The sequence below is a fragment of the Pseudomonas sp. FW305-96 genome (assembly GCF_058783825.1).
In genome coordinates this window covers 26,170-44,151 of sequence record NZ_JBYSYW010000021.1, presented here as the reverse complement: position 1 = coordinate 44,151, position 17,982 = coordinate 26,170, and the positions used below count along the sequence as shown (strand labels likewise).

At 61.3% G+C, this 17,982-nt stretch carries 16 protein-coding genes and 2 tRNA genes; 1 reads left to right on the top strand and 17 read right to left on the bottom strand.

The window, feature by feature from the left end:
• Positions 1 to 24: 24 nt before the first annotated feature.
• The 9 genes from rimP to rlmE form a co-directional block, all read right to left on the bottom strand.
• A complete protein-coding gene (gene rimP, locus AC3WL2_RS16550) occupies positions 25 to 483 on the bottom strand; it encodes a ribosome maturation factor RimP (protein ID WP_038707604.1) in 459 nt (152 codons plus the stop codon).
• 130 nt (positions 484 to 613) lie between these two features.
• Positions 614 to 690 (bottom strand) — tRNA-Met (locus AC3WL2_RS16545).
• 98 nt (positions 691 to 788) lie between these two features.
• Positions 789 to 874 (bottom strand) — tRNA-Leu (locus AC3WL2_RS16540).
• A 20-nt stretch (positions 875 to 894) separates the two neighbouring features.
• Entirely contained in the window at positions 895 to 1,287 is a 393-nt protein-coding gene (secG, locus tag AC3WL2_RS16535; protein ID WP_046854066.1) for a preprotein translocase subunit SecG, read from the bottom strand.
• A 3-nt stretch (positions 1,288 to 1,290) separates the two neighbouring features.
• Entirely contained in the window at positions 1,291 to 2,046 is a 756-nt protein-coding gene (gene tpiA, locus AC3WL2_RS16530) for a triose-phosphate isomerase (RefSeq protein ID WP_102683194.1), read from the bottom strand.
• Positions 2,047 to 2,112: 66 nt separating this feature from the next.
• Positions 2,113 to 3,453, bottom strand: a complete 1,341-nt coding sequence (gene glmM / locus AC3WL2_RS16525; protein WP_102683193.1) for a phosphoglucosamine mutase — start codon at positions 3,451 to 3,453, stop codon at positions 2,113 to 2,115.
• A gap of 16 nt (positions 3,454 to 3,469) precedes the next feature.
• Positions 3,470 to 4,321: a dihydropteroate synthase gene (gene folP, locus AC3WL2_RS16520; RefSeq protein WP_102683192.1), complete on the bottom strand. Its 852-nt coding sequence runs from the start codon at positions 4,319 to 4,321 to the stop codon at positions 3,470 to 3,472.
• 8 nt (positions 4,322 to 4,329) lie between these two features.
• A complete protein-coding gene (gene ftsH, locus AC3WL2_RS16515) occupies positions 4,330 to 6,237 on the bottom strand; it encodes an ATP-dependent zinc metalloprotease FtsH (protein WP_038706866.1) in 1,908 nt (635 codons plus the stop codon).
• A 203-nt stretch (positions 6,238 to 6,440) separates the two neighbouring features.
• Positions 6,441 to 7,067 carry a 23S rRNA (uridine(2552)-2'-O)-methyltransferase RlmE gene (rlmE, locus tag AC3WL2_RS16510; protein WP_011532133.1) on the bottom strand — a complete coding sequence of 209 codons (627 nt, stop codon included), beginning with the start codon at positions 7,065 to 7,067 and terminating at the stop codon, positions 6,441 to 6,443.
• A gap of 102 nt (positions 7,068 to 7,169) precedes the next feature.
• Here rlmE and AC3WL2_RS16505 point away from each other — a divergent pair, with 102 nt between their 5' ends.
• Entirely contained in the window at positions 7,170 to 7,478 is a 309-nt protein-coding gene (locus tag AC3WL2_RS16505; protein ID WP_102683191.1) for a YhbY family RNA-binding protein, read from the top strand.
• A gap of 24 nt (positions 7,479 to 7,502) precedes the next feature.
• On the opposite strand, the gene AC3WL2_RS16500 is transcribed toward AC3WL2_RS16505, so the two are convergent.
• The 8 genes from AC3WL2_RS16500 to grpE form a co-directional block, all read right to left on the bottom strand.
• Entirely contained in the window at positions 7,503 to 7,940 is a 438-nt protein-coding gene (locus AC3WL2_RS16500) for an MFS transporter (RefSeq protein WP_102683190.1), read from the bottom strand.
• A complete protein-coding gene (gene greA, locus AC3WL2_RS16495) occupies positions 7,918 to 8,400 on the bottom strand; it encodes a transcription elongation factor GreA (protein ID WP_011532131.1) in 483 nt (160 codons plus the stop codon). Before greA ends, AC3WL2_RS16500 begins: the two co-directional genes overlap by 23 nt.
• The gene (gene carB / locus AC3WL2_RS16490; protein ID WP_102683189.1) at positions 8,397 to 11,618 is read right to left on the bottom strand and encodes a carbamoyl-phosphate synthase large subunit; all 3,222 of its coding nucleotides are present in this window, start codon (positions 11,616 to 11,618) and stop codon (positions 8,397 to 8,399) included. Before carB ends, greA begins: the two co-directional genes overlap by 4 nt.
• Before the next feature lie 105 nt (positions 11,619 to 11,723).
• Positions 11,724 to 12,860, bottom strand: a complete 1,137-nt coding sequence (carA, locus tag AC3WL2_RS16485; RefSeq protein WP_102683188.1) for a glutamine-hydrolyzing carbamoyl-phosphate synthase small subunit — start codon at positions 12,858 to 12,860, stop codon at positions 11,724 to 11,726.
• A 226-nt stretch (positions 12,861 to 13,086) separates the two neighbouring features.
• Entirely contained in the window at positions 13,087 to 13,893 is an 807-nt protein-coding gene (gene dapB, locus AC3WL2_RS16480) for a 4-hydroxy-tetrahydrodipicolinate reductase (protein WP_102683187.1), read from the bottom strand.
• A 13-nt stretch (positions 13,894 to 13,906) separates the two neighbouring features.
• Positions 13,907 to 15,031, bottom strand: a complete 1,125-nt coding sequence (gene dnaJ, locus AC3WL2_RS16475) for a molecular chaperone DnaJ (RefSeq protein WP_102683186.1) — start codon at positions 15,029 to 15,031, stop codon at positions 13,907 to 13,909.
• A gap of 212 nt (positions 15,032 to 15,243) precedes the next feature.
• A complete protein-coding gene (gene dnaK, locus AC3WL2_RS16470) occupies positions 15,244 to 17,169 on the bottom strand; it encodes a molecular chaperone DnaK (RefSeq protein WP_102683185.1) in 1,926 nt (641 codons plus the stop codon).
• A gap of 101 nt (positions 17,170 to 17,270) precedes the next feature.
• Positions 17,271 to 17,825 (bottom strand): nucleotide exchange factor GrpE, encoded by a 555-nt coding sequence (grpE, locus tag AC3WL2_RS16465; RefSeq protein WP_050706997.1) that lies wholly within the window; start codon positions 17,823 to 17,825, stop codon positions 17,271 to 17,273.
• Between the last annotated feature and the right edge of the window lie 157 nt (positions 17,826 to 17,982).

Genomic DNA, 17,982 nt, shown 5'->3' with positions numbered 1-17,982 from the left:
AACATCCGCCGGGCCCGGCACGTCTCAGTCAAAACTGGGAATAATATTGGCCTTGTCGATCGAGTCGATCGGCAACAGGAACTCGTGCTGGTCTACCTGCACCACCACATCCTGTTCCTCCACACCGCGGAGAAGGCCCTGGAAGTTACGACGGCCCTCGAAGGGCGTACGCAGCTTGATCTTCACCTGCTCGCCGGCATGCGCTGCAAACTGTTCTAAGGTGAACAGCGGGCGGTCCATGCCTGGAGAGGACACCTCGAGGGTATATTCAGAGCTGATCGGATCTTCCACATCGAGGATGGCGCTGGCCTGACGGCTGACGGCTTCGCAGTCTTCCACCAGGATGCCGCCTTCCTTGTCGATATAGATACGCAGTACCGAATGCTTGCCTTGGGAGACGTATTCGATCCCCCAGCATTGGTAGCCCAGGCCCTCGACAACCGGGGCCAACAAGGCCTGCAACTGTTCTAGCTTGCTCGACACCTGAACCCCCTCGTGCATGCTGTGCAAATAAAAAATGGGCGAAGCGCCCATCCCTGAAAGCGCCGTTGGACAACGACGCCTAAAACTGTTCGGCTAGCAAAAAGCCCCTGAAAAGGGGCTCTGCTGAAGCTGGTTGCGGGGGCTGGATTTGAACCAACGACCTTCGGGTTATGAGCCCGACGAGCTACCAAGCTGCTCCACCCCGCGACAAAGCTGGGGCGAAAGTATAAGACTGAACCCTTTGCTGGGTCAATCCGACCTCCACCTGCAAGAAAGCCCGCTAAAGCGGGCTCTCATGCTTCAATTGGTACCGAGAAGGGGACTCGAACCCCTACACCCTATGGGCACAACCACCTCAAGGTTGCGTGTCTACCAATTCCACCACCTCGGCAATACTACATTTGAAACCCGTTACTGCTGCTCTTTGGCTGGAGGAGGTACATCACCAGAGTTGGTGGTTTCACTCTTCTGCTGCTGGAGCACCGGTACATCATCATTGACTGCCGGCTTTTGCTCTTTGACTTCCAGCACTGCTGGATCTGGCAGACCAGCTTGAGTCAGCTGGTGAGCCTGCTGCTTGGCGAAGTATCCTAACCCAAGTGCAGTCAAAAAGAAAGTGGCGGCAAGTATAGCAGTAACTTTACTCAAAAAGGTAGCGGAACCTTGGCTTCCGAACACAGTATTTGAAGCACCTGCGCCGAAAGATGCACCTGCTTCCGCACCTTTACCCTGCTGCAACAACACCATGACTACCAGTGACAGTGCTGCCAACAGATGAAAAACAACTACGACTGTTTCCAGCATTTTTCAGTTTCCTGCGGCGCGACAAATTGCACCGAATTCGTCTGCATTCAGGGACGCTCCACCAATGAGCCCCCCATCGATATCCGGCATGCCGAACAGTTCGGCCGCATTAGCCGCCTTCACGCTGCCGCCGTAGAGAAGCTGCACCTTGCGGGCAACTTCGGCGTCCTTTTCCGCCAACTGCTTGCGGATGGCTGCATGCACATCCTGCGCTTGCTGGGGCGAGGCCGTCAAACCTGTACCAATGGCCCACACAGGCTCATAGGCAATTACTGCATTGGCAAAAGCGGTGATACCGAACGCGTCGATTACACTGCTTAGTTGACGCCCTACAACTTCGAGCGTCTTGCCTGCTTCACGCTCGGCGAGAGTTTCCCCTACACAGAGCACTGGCGTCAAACCACTTTTCTGTGCGGCTGCAAACTTTTGATTCAGCACTTCGTCACTTTCGCCGATAATCTGGCGACGCTCCGAATGGCCGATCAACACCAACTTGCAACCGACTTCTGACAACTGACTCGGTGCAACTTCACCGGTCAGTGCGCCCTGCTCGGGCTGTACCGCAGAATTCTGTGCTCCAACGATGATCCCCTTGCCTTTCAGCCCATCAACAACTTCATTGATGAACAGGGCCGGTGGAAACACCGCGACTTCGATACCGTCGGGAATGAGCATTTTGCCCAACCCCTGAGTCAGCTCAGCGACGCTGGCGCGGGTACCGTGCATCTTCCAGTTACCAGCTACCATGGGGCGACGCATGCTTTACCTCGTCGGTCAAAGTGGGCGCAGATCTTACCCAACCCGATCTGCGCTGGCAAGCCTCTTTCAGGCACAAACTTCTTCAACGAGTTTGGCCAGGGCTTCGGCATGGCCGCGCACCTGGGTTTCGTCGTCACCCTCTACCATCACCCGCACCAACGGCTCGGTACCCGACTTGCGCAGCAGCACACGGCCGCGACCCGCCATGGCCTCGGTCGCCTTGGCGCTGGCCTCCTTGACCAAAGGGTTTTCCAAGGGATCGCTCTTGCCCGCGGCGAAACGCACGTTGATCAGCACCTGAGGGCATTTGCGCACCGCCTGGCGTGCCTGGGCAAGGTTCTCGCCTCGGCGCTTGAGCGCCATCAGCACCTGCAGCGCGGCGATGATCGCGTCTCCCGTGGTGGTGTGGTTACCGCAGACGACATGCCCGGAATTTTCGCCACCCAGCAGCCATTCGCGCTCGAGCAGCTCGGCCATCACGTAGCGATCACCCACCTTGGCGCGCACGAACGGAATATCAAGCTCCTTGAACGCCAACTCCAGGCCCAGGTTGCTCATCAACGTACCGACCACGCCGCCTTGCAGCTTGCCGCGCTCCTGCAAGTCGCGGCCAATGATGAACAGCAACTCGTCGCCGTCGACGATAGTGCCGGTGTGGTCGACCATCAGCACACGGTCACCGTCGCCGTCGAAGGCGATGCCGATGTCCGCATGCCCGACCAGCACCGCGGCCTGCAGCGACTCGATATGGGTCGAACCACAGCCCTCGTTGATGTTCAGGCCATCTGGCGCTGCGTGCAGTACCGTGACTTCGGCACCGAGCTCACGGAACACGCTCGGCGCGACCTTGTAGGTGGCGCCGTGCGCGCAGTCCACCACGATCTTGAGGCCATCGAAGCTGGTGCTACTGGGCACGCTGCTCTTGCAGAACTCGATATAGCGCCCCGCCGCGTCGTTGATACGCGAAACCTTGCCCAGCTTGCTGGACTCGACAACGGTCATCGGCTGGTCGAGCAGTTCCTCGATCATCAGCTCGACTTCATCCGGCAGCTTGGTACCGGCGCCGGAGAAAAACTTGATGCCGTTGTCATCATGCGGATTGTGCGAGGCACTGATGACGATACCCGCTTCGGCATGGAAAGTGCGCGTCAGGTAAGCGATGGCAGGCGTGGGCATCGGCCCGAGCAGCATCACATCGGCGCCGGCCGCAGACAGGCCGGCCTCCAGCGCGGACTCGAACATGTAACCCGAGATACGCGTGTCCTTGCCGACCAGCACTCGGCAATTTCCCTGCTTGCGGAAGGCCATGCCCGCCGCCCAGCCGAGTTTCAGCATGAAGTCCGGGGTGATGGGGAATTGGCCAACGCGACCACGGATACCATCGGTACCAAAGTATTTTCTGCTCATAGTGACTCCAATGTTCTTATTCGGCGTTCTGCACGGCCGCGATCATGCGCACCACGTCGACGGTTTCCGCCACGTCATGCACCCGCAGGATGCTCGCACCCTTGGTCATGGCCAATGCCGCCAGCGCCAGGCTACCGTACAGGCGCTCACCAACGGGGCGACCCAGCGCAAGGCCGATCATGCTCTTGCGCGAGACGCCCACCAGAAGCGGCCTCCCGAGGCGATAGAGCGCTTCCATGTGTTTGAAAAGGCTGAGGTTGTGATCGAGGGTCTTGGCAAAGCCGAACCCCGGGTCGAGGAGGATGCGTTCAGCCCCGATGCCAGCCGCCGCGCAGGCGGCCATACGCTGTTCAAGATAGCGCGTAACATCGGCTGTCACATCTTCATACTGCGGATTGTCCTGCATGTTGCCCGGCTCGCCGCGCATGTGCATGAGACACACCGGCAAGCCGGTGTCCGCCGCCGCATCCAGCGCACCGTCGCGCTCCAGGGCGCGCACGTCGTTGATCAAGCCAGCGCCGAGGCGCGCGGATTCGCGCATGACCGCAGGCGTGGAGGTATCGACCGAGATGACCACGTCGAGCCGGCTGTTGATCGCTTCGACGATCGGCGCGACGCGTTCCAACTCCTCGAGCGGGGATACCGCTCGCGCACCAGGCCGGGTGGACTCGCCTCCGACATCGATCAGCGTAGCACCCGCTGAAACCATGGCTTCAGCATGACGCAGGGCCTCGTCGCGCTGATTGAAGCGCCCACCATCGGAGAACGAGTCTGGGGTGACGTTGAGAATACCCATGACATGGGTACGGGACAAATCAAGAACCCGGTTGCCACAAGGCAACCGGGCCGGGTACTGCTTAGAGCTCATAGATGCCCTTAGTGTTGAGCCGCTGGACCGCCGATCGGCGACTCCGGACGATCATCCTGGGAAGCCTGCTTGCCAGAGGTCCCGGCATCGTTGTCCCAGTCACGTGGCTCACGCGGAGTGCGGCCAGCCATGATGTCGTCGATCTGGTCGGCATCGATGGTTTCGTACTTCATCAATGCCTCGGCCATGGCGTCGAGCTTGTCGCGATTGTCGGTGAGAATCTGCTTGGCCGTGGCATAGCACTGGTCGATGATGCTGCGCACTTCGGAGTCGATCATCTTCGCCGTCTCGCCGGAAACGCTGGCATGCTGGCTACCCGCGCTGCGGCCGAGGAACACCTCGCCCTCTTCTTCGGCGTACATCAGCGGCCCGAGTTTTTCGGACAGGCCCCACTTGGTGACCATGTTCCGGGCAATCTGGCTCGCACGCATGATGTCGTTGGAGGCGCCAGTGGTCACACCGTCGAAGCCCAGGGTCATCTCTTCAGCGATACGACCACCGTAAAGCGAGCAGATCTGGCTGATCAGCGCACGCTTGGACAGGCTGTAACGGTCTTCTTCCGGCAGGAACATAGTCACACCCAGCGCACGACCACGCGGAATGATCGACACCTTGTACACCGGATCATGCTCGGGGACGACACGGCCGACGATGGCGTGACCAGCTTCGTGGTAAGCGGTGTTCTGCTTCTCTTTCTCGGACATGACCATGGTCTTGCGCTCGGCGCCCATCATGATCTTGTCCTTGGCCAGCTCGAACTCCTTCATCTCGACCACGCGCTTGCTGGAACGGGCAGCGAACAGCGACGCCTCGTTGACCAGGTTGGCCAGGTCGGCACCGGAGAAGCCAGGGGTACCGCGGGCGATGACCGCCGCGTTGACGTTCTCGCCGATTGGCACCTTGCGCATGTGCACTTTGAGGATCTGCTCACGACCACGGATGTCCGGCAGGCCGACCACCACCTGGCGGTCGAAGCGGCCCGGGCGCAGCAGCGCCGGGTCGAGCACGTCAGGGCGGTTGGTGGCGGCGATGACGATGATGCCATCGTTCATCTCGAAGCCATCCATTTCGACCAGCAACTGGTTCAGGGTCTGCTCACGCTCGTCGTGACCGCCGCCCATGCCGGCGCCACGGTGGCGGCCGACGGCGTCGATCTCGTCGATGAAGATGATGCATGGTGCGTGCTTCTTGGCCTGTTCGAACATGTCGCGCACGCGGCTGGCACCCACGCCGACGAACATCTCGACGAAGTCGGAACCGGAAATGGTGAAGAACGGCACCTTGGCTTCGCCGGCGATGGCCTTGGCCAGCAGGGTCTTACCGGTACCGGGCGGGCCGACCATCAGCACACCGCGGGGGATGCGGCCACCCAGGCGCTGGAACTTGCCAGGGTCACGCAGGAACTCGACCAGTTCGCCAACTTCTTCCTTGGCCTCGTCGCAACCGGCAACGTCAGCCAGGGTAGTCTTGACCTGGTCTTCGGACAGCAGGCGCGCCTTGCTCTTGCCGAAGCTCATCGGGCCGCCTTTACCACCGGCACCGCCCTGCATCTGGCGCATGAAGAACATGAACACGGCGATGATCACCAGAATCGGGAAGCTGGCGACCAGCAACTGGGTCCAGATGCTCTGCTGCTCAGGCTGCTTGCCTTCGACGGTGACGTGGTTATCGACCAGGTCGCCGATCAGGCCGTTATCCGTGATGGCTGGGCGGACGGTCTTGAAGTTGTCGCCGTCGGTGCGCTTGCCGGTAATGATGTAGCCGTCGACGGTCACGCGCTCGACCTTGCCATCCTTGACCTGCTGGATGAAGTCGGAATAGTTGAGGGTCTGCGGCTCGTTAGGGCTCGAGAAGTTGTTCATCACCGTCACCAGGACGGCGGCGATGATCAACCAGAGGATCAGATTCTTTGCCATGTCGTTCAATTCGCTACCCTCTGAGGCCGGCGCACGACGCAGCCGTGCCTCGCATGATATTCATCGCCCTAACTTACTACATTACCCACGCATCCGCAGGCACCGTCTGTAACCCTTTGTGAAAGCTAGACTACACGAAGTTCGGACGATCCAGACGGAGCCGCCGATTGGAAATAACTATCGGCAACCCCGCAGCACGCCTTTCACGCTCCCTTGAAACCCTTGCCCAACAGGTACTGTTCGCGGGAACGATCCCGCGAGGACGACGGCTTGCGCATCTGCACCTTGTCGAACTTGCTGCGCACGTCCTTCAGGTACATGTCGAAACCCTCGCCCTGGAAGATCTTGATCAGGAAATCCCCGCCGGGCTTGAGCACGCGGGTCGCCAGATCCAGGGCCAGTTCGCAGAGGAACATGGCGCGCGGCATGTCCACCGCGGGCGTACCACTCATATTGGGGGCCATATCGGAAATCACAAGGTCTACGTGCGAATCACCGACCGCCTGCAGGATCTGCTGCAGCACTTCGTCCTGGGTAAAGTCGCCCTGGATGAAGGTAACGTCCGGGATCGAGTCCATTTCCAGGATGTCCGAGGCGATCAACCGCCCTTGGCCGCCAATCAGACGACTGGTCACCTGCGACCAGCCACCTGGCGCTGCGCCGAGGTCGATCACGCTCATGCCGGGGCGGATCAGGCGATCTTTCTCCTGGATCTCCAGCAGTTTGTAGCTCGCACGCGAGCGGTAGCCATCCTTCTGCGCCTGTTTCACAAAAGGATCGTTGAAATGCTCTCGCAGCCAGTTGGCGCTGCTTTTGGAACGTTGTACCACGGGGCACCTCGATGATATGCGTCGTGTTTGACTGGGCGGAGCCAGGGGCCCTCGGGTAAAATGCCCGTCAATTTTACAGAATCAGACGAAAAGGGTCAGATTATGCCGCTCAATAACGAGCAGAAGAAGCAATACAAGTCCATTGGTCATGACCTGAAGCCGGTCCTGATCGTTGCTGGCAACGGTGTGAACGAAGGCGTCGCCGCCGAACTGGAGCGCGCCCTGGCCGATCACGAGCTGATCAAGGTCGAAATCCGTTCGGAAGACCGTGAAGAGCGCGCCGCTGCGATCGCCGAACTGTGCAAGGTCGGCCGCGCCGAGCTGGTGCAGACCATCGGCAAGAAGGCGCTGATCTACCGCAAGAACCCACAGCCGAACAAGCAGCTGTCCAACATCCACCGTTACAAGTAACGGTGGCGCCGATCAGTGGCGCGCCTAGCGCGCCCTGACCGGAACCGGCTGGGCCACCAGCACGATGCCGGAGAAGCCCAGCACCAAAAAGCAGAACATCTGCCAGCGCTCACCCACGGAGATCCCGTAGCGCAGGGTGTAGTAGCTGAGACAGGCAGCAAAGCCAAGCAGCAGCATCTGCCCACGGAACTGCCGCCACCAGGCCGCCAGGCCATCCACCCTCGCCAATACCGCCAGCTGGGTCAACAGCCCGAGCAGCGCCACGCCGATCAACCAACGGTCGATCTGCACGGCAATATCCTGCACCAGCAATGGCGCAAGGCCACTGACCTTGAGCGCCGGCACCAACCCCACGTGGAACACCCACAAGCCACCGACCCAGAAAACCTGGGCCAGCTGCCAGAGGATCCCCTCGAGGGATGGCGCCCGCAGGCGCCGGTCAGATGTGCTTGACTTCGACAATCTCGTACTCGACCGTGCCACTTGGCGTCTTGACGACGACAGTATCACCTTCTTCCTTGCCGATGATGGCACGGGCGATCGGCGCACCGCTGGAGAGCTTGCCCTGCTTCACGTCGGCCTCGTCCTCGCCGACGATCTGGTAGGTCACCTCTTCATCGGTCTCGGTGTTCGCCAGCACCACGGTGGTGCCGAAAATCACCTTGCCGGTGTGGGCGATGGTGGTGACGTCGATCACCACCGAGTTCTGCAGGCGGCCTTCGATATCGCGGATACGCGCCTCGACCATGCCCTGCTCCTCACGGGCGGCATGGTATTCGGCGTTTTCCTTGAGGTCGCCCAGCTCGCGAGCTTCGCCGATTGCCTGGCTCAGGCGCGGACGCTCGGTCTTGCTCAGGAACAGATGCTCTTCTTCCAGGGCGCGAGCGCCCTGGACGGTCATCGGATACTTGGTAATGCTCATGCTTTGAGTCCTGCATGCAGATCCTGCAGGCGACGAACGGTCTTTTCCGGACCGAATTTCAGCGCCTCGCAGATGGCTTCACCGGCCGCAATGGTGGTGGTGCAGTAAATCTTGTGCTGCAGCGCATTGCGACGAATCGAGTAGGAGTCGGCAATCGACTGGCGGCCTTCGGTGGTGTTGATGATCAGCGACACTTCGTCGTTCTTGATCATGTCGACCACGTGCGGGCGACCCTCAGTCACCTTGTTCACACGGCGTACTTTCAGGCCGGCCGCTTCGATAACCTTGGCGGTGCCTGCAGTTGCAACCACTTCGAAGCCCAGGGCGATCAGGTCGCGAGCAACCCCAGCCACTTGTGGCTTGTCGTCGTCACGCACGCTGATGAACGCGGTACCGCCGGTCGGCAGCACTTCGCTGGCGCCCATCTGGGCCTTGGCGAAGGCTTCACCGAAGCTGTCGCCGACACCCATGACTTCACCAGTGGATTTCATCTCAGGGCCGAGGATCGGGTCAACCCCCGGGAACTTGGCGAACGGGAAGACGGCTTCCTTGACGCTGTAGAAGTTCGGGATGATTTCCTGGGTGAAGCCCAGTTCTTTCAGGGTTTTGCCAGCCATGACGCGCGCGGCGATCATCGCCAGCGAGGTGCCGATGCACTTGGACACGAACGGCACGGTGCGCGAGGCGCGCGGGTTGACCTCGATCACGTAGATCTTGTCGCCCTGCAAGGCCAGCTGCACGTTCATCAGGCCGACCACGCCCAGTTCCAGGGCCATTTTCTTGACCTGTACACGGACTTCATCCTGCACTTCCTTGCTCAGTGAGTAAGGTGGCAGCGAGCACGCCGAGTCACCGGAGTGAACGCCAGCCTGCTCGATGTGCTGCATGATCGCGCCGATCACCACGTCGGTGCCGTCGCAGACCGCATCCACGTCCATCTCGATGGCGCAGTTGAGGAAGTGGTCGAGCAGCACCGGGCTGTCGTTGGACACTTGCACCGCTTCACGCAGGTAGCGCTTGAGTTCGTCCAGTTCGTAGACGATCTCCATCGCACGGCCGCCCAGTACGTAGGACGGGCGCACCACCAGCGGGTAGCCGATAGTGCCGGCCGCCTTGATGGCTTCGTCTTCGCTGCGCACGGTGGCGTTTGGCGGCTGCAGCAGGTTCAGGCGCTGAACCATCTGCTGGAAACGCTCGCGGTCTTCGGCGCGGTCGATGGCGTCCGGACTGGTGCCGATGATTGGCACGCCGGCTTCTTCCAGGGCACGGGCCAGTTTCAGCGGGGTCTGGCCGCCGTAGTGGACGATGACGCCCTTCGGCTTCTCGACGCGGCAGACTTCCAGCACGTCTTCCAGGGTCAGCGGCTCGAAGTACAGGCGGTCGGAGGTGTCGTAGTCGGTGGAGACGGTTTCCGGGTTGCAGTTGACCATGATGGTCTCGTAACCGTCTTCACGCAGTGCCAGCGCGGCGTGCACGCAGCAGTAGTCGAACTCGATGCCTTGGCCGATACGGTTCGGGCCACCGCCCAGGATCATGATCTTGTCGCGGGTCGACGGGTTAGCCTCGCACTCTTCCTCGTAGGTCGAGTACAGGTAGGCGGTGTCGGTGGCGAATTCGGCGGCGCAGGTGTCGACGCGCTTGTACACCGGGAACACTTCCAGCTTGTGGCGGTGACGGCGCAGGTTCTTGTCGGTGATGCCGAGCAGCTTGGCCAGGCGCTGGTCCGAGAAGCCCTTGCGCTTGAGGCGCAGCATGTAGTCCTTGTCGATTGCCGACAGGGCCAGGGTCTTGACCTTCTCTTCTTCCTTGATCAGGTCTTCCATCTGCACCAGGAACCACAGGTCGATGCCGGTCAGCTGGAAGATTTCCTCGATGGTCATGCCCGAACGCATGGCGTCGGCCACGTACCAGATACGCTCAGCACCCGGCACGGTCAGTTCGCGCTTGAGGATGCTGGCGGCTTCCGGGCCGGCCAGGTCGACTTTCGGGTCGAGGCCGCAGGCGCCGACTTCCAGGCCACGCAGGGCTTTCTGCAGGGATTCCTGGAAGGTACGGCCGATGGCCATGACTTCACCGACAGACTTCATCTGGGTGGTCAGGCGGGCGTCGGCCTTGGGGAATTTCTCGAAGGCGAAGCGTGGCAGCTTGGTAACGACGTAGTCGATCGACGGCTCGAAGGACGCCGGGGTACGGCCACCGGTGATGTCGTTCTGCAGTTCGTCGAGGGTGTAGCCGATGGCCAGCTTGGCGGCGATCTTGGCGATCGGGAAGCCGGTGGCCTTGGAGGCCAGGGCGGACGAACGCGAAACACGCGGGTTCATCTCGATCACAACCATGCGGCCGGTGTTCGGGCAGATGCCGAACTGCACGTTGGAACCGCCGGTCTCGACACCGATTTCACGCAGCACCGCCAGCGAGGCGTTGCGCATGATCTGGTATTCCTTGTCGGTCAGGGTCTGTGCCGGAGCCACGGTGATCGAGTCACCGGTGTGCACGCCCATCGGATCGAAGTTCTCGATCGAGCAGACGATGATGCAGTTGTCCTTCTTGTCGCGGACCACCTCCATCTCGTATTCCTTCCAGCCGATCAGCGATTCGTCGATCAGCAGTTCCTTGGTCGGCGACAGGTCCAGACCACGGGTGCAGATTTCTTCGAACTCTTCACGGTTGTAGGCAATACCGCCACCGGTGCCGCCCATGGTGAAGGACGGGCGGATGATGCATGGGAAGCCGAGCTTCTCGAGGACCGCATTGGCCTCTTCCATGCTGTGGGCGATACCCGAGCGCGGGCACTCAAGTCCGATGTCCTTCATGGCCTTGTCGAAGCGCGAGCGGTCTTCGGCCTTGTCGATGGTGTCGGCGTTGGCACCGATCATTTCCACGCCGAATTTTTCCAGAACGCCATGGCGCTCCAGGTCCAGGGCGCAGTTCAGCGCAGTCTGGCCGCCCATGGTCGGCAGGACGGCGTCCGGACGCTCTTTCTCGATGATCTTGGCCACCGATTGCCATTTGATCGGCTCGATGTAGGTGGCGTCGGCCATGGCCGGGTCGGTCATGATGGTGGCTGGGTTGGAGTTCACCAGGATGACGCGGAAACCTTCCTCGCGCAGGGCCTTGCAGGCCTGGGCGCCGGAATAGTCGAACTCACAGGCCTGGCCGATCACGATCGGGCCAGCGCCGAGAATCAGGATGCTTTTGATGTCTGTACGTTTTGGCATGGTGGTCACTCAAATCCGGGGTCAGTCGGCAAGCCGCTTTGAACAATCTGGGTCAGGCGCTTCCGGGCACGGCACAAGCCGGCCCGGGGCCTTGAAGCAGGATGCTCAGCGGCGCTTGGCCATGGCATCGGTGAAACGATCGAACAGTGGCGCGACGTCGGTCGGGCCCGGGCTCGCTTCAGGGTGGCCCTGGAAGCTGAACGCGCATTTGTCGGTGCGCTCGATACCCTGCAGGGTGCCGTCGAACAGCGACTTGTGGATGGCGCGAACATTGCCTGGCAGGGTGGCTTCGTCGACGGCAAAGCCGTGGTTCTGGCTGGTGATCATGACCACACCGGTATCCAGGTCCTGGACCGGGTGGTTGGCACCGTGGTGGCCGTGGCCCATCTTCACGGTCTTGGCGCCGGAGGCCAGGGCCAGCAGCTGGTGGCCGAGGCAGATACCGAAGACCGGAATCTCGGTCTCGAGGATTTCCTTGATCGCCTGGATGGCGTAGTCGCATGGCTCCGGATCACCAGGGCCGTTGGACAGGAACACACCATCGGGGTTGAGCGCGAGCACTTCGCTGGCCGGGGTCTGGGCAGGCACCACGGTGACGCGGCAACCACGTGCGACCAGCATGCGCAGGATGTTCAGCTTGACGCCGTAGTCGAAGGCAACCACGTGGTACGGCAGGTCGGCAGCATCGATGGTCGGGTGGCTGTCGGTCTTCAGCTCCCACACGCTGGAACGCCACTCGTAGCGCTCCTTGGTGGAAACGACCTTGGCCAGGTCCATGCCCTTCAGGCCCGGGAAGGCACGGGCAGCGGCGATGGCCTGCTCTTCGGTGATGTTGTCACCGGCGAGGATGCAGCCGTTCTGGGCGCCCTTTTCACGCAGGATACGGGTCAGGCGGCGGGTATCGATGCCGGCGATGGCGACAACGTTGTTGGCCTTGAGGTACTCAGGCAGCGACTGGGTATTGCGCCAGTTGCTGGCCAGCAGCGGCAGGTCGCGGATGACCAGGCCAGCGGACCAGACGCGGTTGGATTCGGCGTCTTCCGGGGTAGTGCCGGTATTGCCGATGTGCGGGTAGGTCAGGGTGACGATTTGCTGCGAGTAGGAAGGGTCTGTAAGGATTTCCTGGTAGCCGGTCATAGCGGTGTTGAATACCACCTCGCCAACGGTCTGACCGTCGGCACCAATGGCTTCACCGCGAAAAATACTGCCGTCGGCAAGGGCGAGTATGGCTGGCTTTGTCAAGAAGACCTCCCGTAAATCAAGCATGAAAGGGCGATCGCAGGTTGCAAAAAAGCGGAGTGACGTATGGACACGTCACCCCGCTTTTAAGTGCTGAATTCAATTCGCTGCGCGCTTTTAGTGGACACACTAAAGCTGTAGCTTACAGAAAAGTGCGTTTTCGGTCTACCGTAGATGTGTCTCTAAAACACATGGATGCGACAAGGGGCTGCCAGGCAGCCCCGCGGCATCAACGCAGCTCGAGCACGTCCTGCATGTCGTACAGGCCAGGCTCACGCCCTTCCAGCCACAGCGCAGCGCGCACGGCGCCCTTGGCGAACGTCATGCGGCTGGAGGCCTTGTGGGTGATCTCCAGGCGCTCGCCTTCGGCGGCGAACAGCACGGTGTGATCACCGACCACATCACCGGCACGCACGGTGGCGAAACCGATGGTCTTGCGATCACGAGCACCGGTCTGGCCTTCACGACCATAAACCGCCACTTCCTGCAGGTCGCGCCCCAACGCATTGGCAACCACTTCACCCATGCGCAGCGCGGTCCCCGACGGCGCGTCGACCTTGTGCCGGTGATGGGCCTCGATGATCTCGATATCCACATCATCGCCCAGCACCCGGGCCGCCATGTCCAACAGCTTGAGACTGAGGTTCACACCCACGCTGAAGTTCGCGGCGAAGACGATCGGGATCTCCTTGCCCGCCTCTGCCAGCAGCTCTTTCTCTTCCGGCGTGAAACCGGTGGTGCCGATAACCATGGCCTTGCCCGCCTTGCGACAGAACGCCAGGTTCTTCAGGGTCACCGAAGGATGCGTGAAGTCGATCAGCACATCGAACTCGTCGGCAACCTTGGCCAGGTCATCACAGATCGGCACGCCGATACGCCCCAGGGCCGCCAGCTCACCGGCATCAGCCCCGACCAGCGAGCTGTCCGGGCGATCGATCGCCGCCGTCAGGCCCGTCAGGGGCGCCTGCTGCTGCACGGCCTCGACGAGGGTCTTGCCCATCCGCCCCGCCGCGCCCATTACCGCAATACGTCGCATAGCCTGTTCCTTCTCAGAGATCGCCGAAGAAGCGCTTCATACCCTCGAACCAGCCACTGGCCTTGGGCGAATGGGAGCTGTCGCCCTCGAGCGAGTCACGCAGCTCTTCGAGCAGTTCGCGCTGGCGACGGCTGAGGTTGACCGGCGTTTCCACCGCCACGCGGCACAGCAGGTCGCCTGCCGCACCACCGCGCACCGGCGCCACACCCTTGCCACGCAAGCGGAACTGCTTGCCGGTCTGGGTGCCTTCGGGAATTTTCAGCTTCACGCGACCATCGAGGGTCGGCACTTCCAGCTCGCCACCCAGGGCGGCGTCGGTATAGCTGATCGGTACTTCGCAGTAGAGGTGCTTGCCGTCGCGCTGGAAGATCGGGTGCTCGCGCACATTGACGACCACATACAGGTCACCGGTCGGACCGCCATGGGCACCCGCCTCGCCTTCGCCGGACAGGCGGATGCGATCGCCGGTATCGACGCCAGCCGGCACCTTGACCGACAGGGTCTTGTATTCCTCGACACGACCTTCGCCGTGGCACGAGCCGCAAGGGTCGGTGATGATCTTGCCCTGGCCATGGCAGCGCGGGCAGGTCTGCTGCACCGCGAAGAAGCCCTGCTGCATGCGCACCTGACCGATACCGCCACAGGTCGGGCAGGTCGACGGGGTCGAGCCCTTCTTGGCGCCGGAGCCGTCGCACGGCTTGCAGTTGACCAGCGTAGGGACGCGGATATTGACCGTGGTACCGCGCACCGCCTCCTCGAGATTGAGCTCGAGGGTGTAGCGCAGGTCACTGCCACGCTGGGCGCCGCCACGACCACCACCACGGCCACCGCCGAAGAAATCACTGAAGACATCACCGAAGATATCGGAGAAGTTGGCACCACCGAAACCAGCACCGCCGCCACCCATGCTCGGGTCGACGCCGGCGTGGCCGTACTGGTCGTACGCCGCACGCTTGCTGGCATCCGACAGCACTTCGTAGGCCTCGTTGGCTTCCTTGAACAGGTCTTCCGACTCTTTATCACCCGGGTTGCGGTCAGGGTGGTACTTCATCGCCAGACGGCGGTAGGCCTTCTTCAGATCACCTTCACTGGCGCCACGCTCGACACCCAGGACTTCATAAAAATCACGCTTTGCCATAGGTCATTTGCACTCTTGGGGGCGTTCGGCATACCTCTGCGCATCGGTGCGCCATGCCGTCAGCACCTGCCGCCATACGCGAATGCGCCCAGACAGATGCTGTAAATAATTCTCGTGTTCCAGACACGCCAACGCGGGAGCAAGCCCCCGCGCGGCGACATCCTACCAGCTCACCGGCAAACGACGGTGAACTGGGCGACAACATGCAGGACTTACTGCTTGTTGTTGTCTTTTACTTCTTCGAACTCGGCGTCAACCACGTCGTCGTGCTTGGCTTCCGGTTCGGCCTGCTGGGCGCCGCCCTGCGGTTGCTCGGCCTGTTGCTCGGCGTACATCTTCTGGGCAACAGGGGCCGAAACCTTGGACAGCTCCTCGACCTTGGCGTCGATGGCAGCCTTGTCGTCGCCCTTGACGGCGGCCTCCAGGGCAACCACGGCGGCCTCGATGGCAGTCTTCTCTTCGGCGGTGACCTTGTCACCCGCTTCAGTGACCATCTTGCGGGTCGAGTGGACCAGCGCATCACCCTGGTTACGGGCGGCGGCCAGCTCTTCGAACTTGCGGTCTTCCTCGGCGTTGGCCTCGGCGTCACGCACCATTTTCTCGATTTCTTCGTCGGACAGACCGGAGTTGGCCTTGATCACGATCGACTGCGCCTTGCCGGTAGCCTTGTCCTTCGCACCGACGTGCAGGATGCCGTTGGCGTCGATGTCGAAGGTCACTTCGATCTGCGGCACGCCGCGTGGAGCCGGCGGGATGTCAGCCAGGTCGAACTTGCCCAGCGACTTGTTCTGCGAAGCTTGCTTGCGCTCGCCCTGCAGCACGTGGATGGTCACGGCGCCCTGGTTGTCGTCGGCGGTCGAGAACACCTGCGACTTCTTGGTCGGGATGGTGGTGTTCTTCTCGATCAGCGCGGTCATCACGCCACCCATGGTTTCGATACCCAGGGTCAGCGGGCTGACGTCCAGCAGCAGCACGTCCTTCACGTCACCGGCCAGAACGGCACCCTGGATGGCGGCACCCATGGCAACGGCTTCGTCCGGGTTGACGTCCTTGCGTGCTTCTTTACCAAAGAAGTCGGCAACGGCTTTCTGCACCATCGGCATACGGGTCTGGCCACCGACCAGGATCACGTCGTCGATCTTGCTGGCATCAATGCCGGCGTCCTTCAGGGCGATGCGGCATGGCTCGATGGTACGGTTGACCAGGTCTTCGACCAGCGACTCCAGCTTGGCGCGGGAGATCTTCACGTTCAGGTGCTTCGGACCAGTTGCATCTGCAGTGATGTACGGCAGGTTGACGTCGGTCGACTGAGCCGAGGACAGCTCGATCTTGGCCTTTTCAGCGGCTTCTTTCAGGCGCTGCAGGGCCAGGGGATCGTTCTTCAGGTCCATGCCGGACTCTTTCTTGAACTCGTCGACGAGGTAGTCGATCAGGCGCATGTCGAAGTCTTCGCCACCCAGGAAGGTGTCACCGTTGGTGGCCAGCACTTCGAACTGGTGCTCACCGTCGACTTCGGCGATTTCGATGACCGATACGTCGAAGGTACCACCACCCAGGTCATAGACGATGACGGTATGGTCGCCCTTGCCCTTGTCCATGCCGTAGGCCAGCGCGGCGGCGGTCGGCTCGTTGATGATGCGTTTTACGTCCAGGCCAGCGATGCGGCCGGCGTCCTTGGTCGCCTGGCGCTGGCTGTCGTTGAAGTAGGCCGGCACGGTGATGACCGCTTCGGTGACCGGCTCGCCGAGGTAGTCTTCGGCGGTCTTCTTCATTTTCTTCAGGACTTCGGCGCTGATCTGCGGCGGAGCCATCTGCTTGTCGGCAGCCTCGACCCAGGCGTCACCATTGTTGGCCTTGACGATCTTGTAAGGCACCAGCTTGATGTCTTTCTGTACGACATCTTCTTCGAAGCGGCGGCCGATCAGACGCTTCACCGCGAACAGGGTGTTGTGCGGGTTGGTGACCGCCTGGCGCTTGGCCGACTGGCCAACCAGGATCTCGCCGTCGTTGGCGTAGGCAATGATCGAAGGCGTGGTGCGCGCGCCTTCGGCGTTCTCGATGACCTTGGCAGTGCCGTTTTCCAGCACGGAGACGCAGGAGTTGGTGGTCCCCAGGTCGATACCGATGATTTTACCCATGTTGATTCTCCCGAAACTTGAATTTGGTAGCAGCGACTGCTTTGGCCAACTGCGCTAATACTTGAAGGCTTGACACCTAGATGGGGGTGCCGGAAAAGATTTCAAGCCTTTTCGTTGATCGAAGGCTGCGGGGCGCTCGGCGCCTTGCTGACCACCACCATGGCGGGGCGCAGCAGGCGGCCATTGAGCAGGTAGCCCTTCTGGAACACGTTCAGCACGCTGTTCGGCTCGACATCAGCACTTTCCTGCATGGCCATCGCCTGGTGGTGCTCGGCGTTGAATGGCTGGCCGTGCGGCTCGATGGTCTCGAGGTTGTAGCGCTTGAGGGTGTCCTGGAACATCTTCAGGGTCAGCTCGATGCCTTCGCGCATCGGCTTGATGGTCTCGTCGTCGGCGCTGGACAGCTCCAGACCACGCTCCAGGCTGTCGATGATCGGCAGCAGGTCGCCGGCGAACTTCTCCAGGGCGAACTTGTGGGCCTTCTCGACATCCTGCTCGGCACGGCGGCGGATGTTCTGCAGGTCGGCAGCGGCGCGCAGGGACTGGTCCTTGGCGGCGGCCAGCTGCTCCTCGAGCTCCAGGACACGGGCATCGGCATTCGCGGCGCCTGCTTCTTCGGAATTCAGGTTCTTCTCATCCAGCTGTTCGTCAGCCATTGGGTTTCTCCTCCACGATTTCTGTCGTGCGAGCCAAGCTCGCCATGTCTTGCCGGCTATATGGGGTCGGAAAAACCAGGTTCAAGGGGGAAGGTGCTTTTCCACATTCGTCGACCGGCTATTGGCAGACTCGCGAAAAGCACTGTATAAATATCCA

Excerpts from the sequence above, each read along its gene's own strand:
- secG (WP_046854066.1), bottom strand. The coding sequence starts at position 1,287 with ATGCTGGAAACAGTCGTAGTTGTTTTTCATCTGTTGGCAGCACTGTCA.
- grpE (WP_050706997.1), bottom strand. The coding sequence starts at position 17,825 with ATGGCTGACGAACAGCTGGATGAGAAGAACCTGAATTCCGAAGAAGCA.
- ftsH (WP_038706866.1), bottom strand. The coding sequence starts at position 6,237 with ATGGCAAAGAATCTGATCCTCTGGTTGATCATCGCCGCCGTCCTGGTG.
- greA (WP_011532131.1), bottom strand. The coding sequence starts at position 8,400 with ATGAGCATTACCAAGTATCCGATGACCGTCCAGGGCGCTCGCGCCCTG.
- dnaJ (WP_102683186.1), bottom strand. The coding sequence starts at position 15,031 with ATGGCAAAGCGTGATTTTTATGAAGTCCTGGGTGTCGAGCGTGGCGCC.
- dapB (WP_102683187.1), bottom strand. The coding sequence starts at position 13,893 with ATGCGACGTATTGCGGTAATGGGCGCGGCGGGGCGGATGGGCAAGACC.
- folP (WP_102683192.1), bottom strand. The coding sequence starts at position 4,321 with ATGAGCTCTAAGCAGTACCCGGCCCGGTTGCCTTGTGGCAACCGGGTT.
- tpiA (WP_102683194.1), bottom strand. The coding sequence starts at position 2,046 with ATGCGTCGCCCCATGGTAGCTGGTAACTGGAAGATGCACGGTACCCGC.
- glmM (WP_102683193.1), bottom strand. The coding sequence starts at position 3,453 with ATGAGCAGAAAATACTTTGGTACCGATGGTATCCGTGGTCGCGTTGGC.
- dnaK (WP_102683185.1), bottom strand. The coding sequence starts at position 17,169 with ATGGGTAAAATCATCGGTATCGACCTGGGGACCACCAACTCCTGCGTC.
- AC3WL2_RS16505 (WP_102683191.1), top strand. The coding sequence starts at position 7,170 with ATGCCGCTCAATAACGAGCAGAAGAAGCAATACAAGTCCATTGGTCAT.
- carB (WP_102683189.1), bottom strand. The coding sequence starts at position 11,618 with ATGCCAAAACGTACAGACATCAAAAGCATCCTGATTCTCGGCGCTGGC.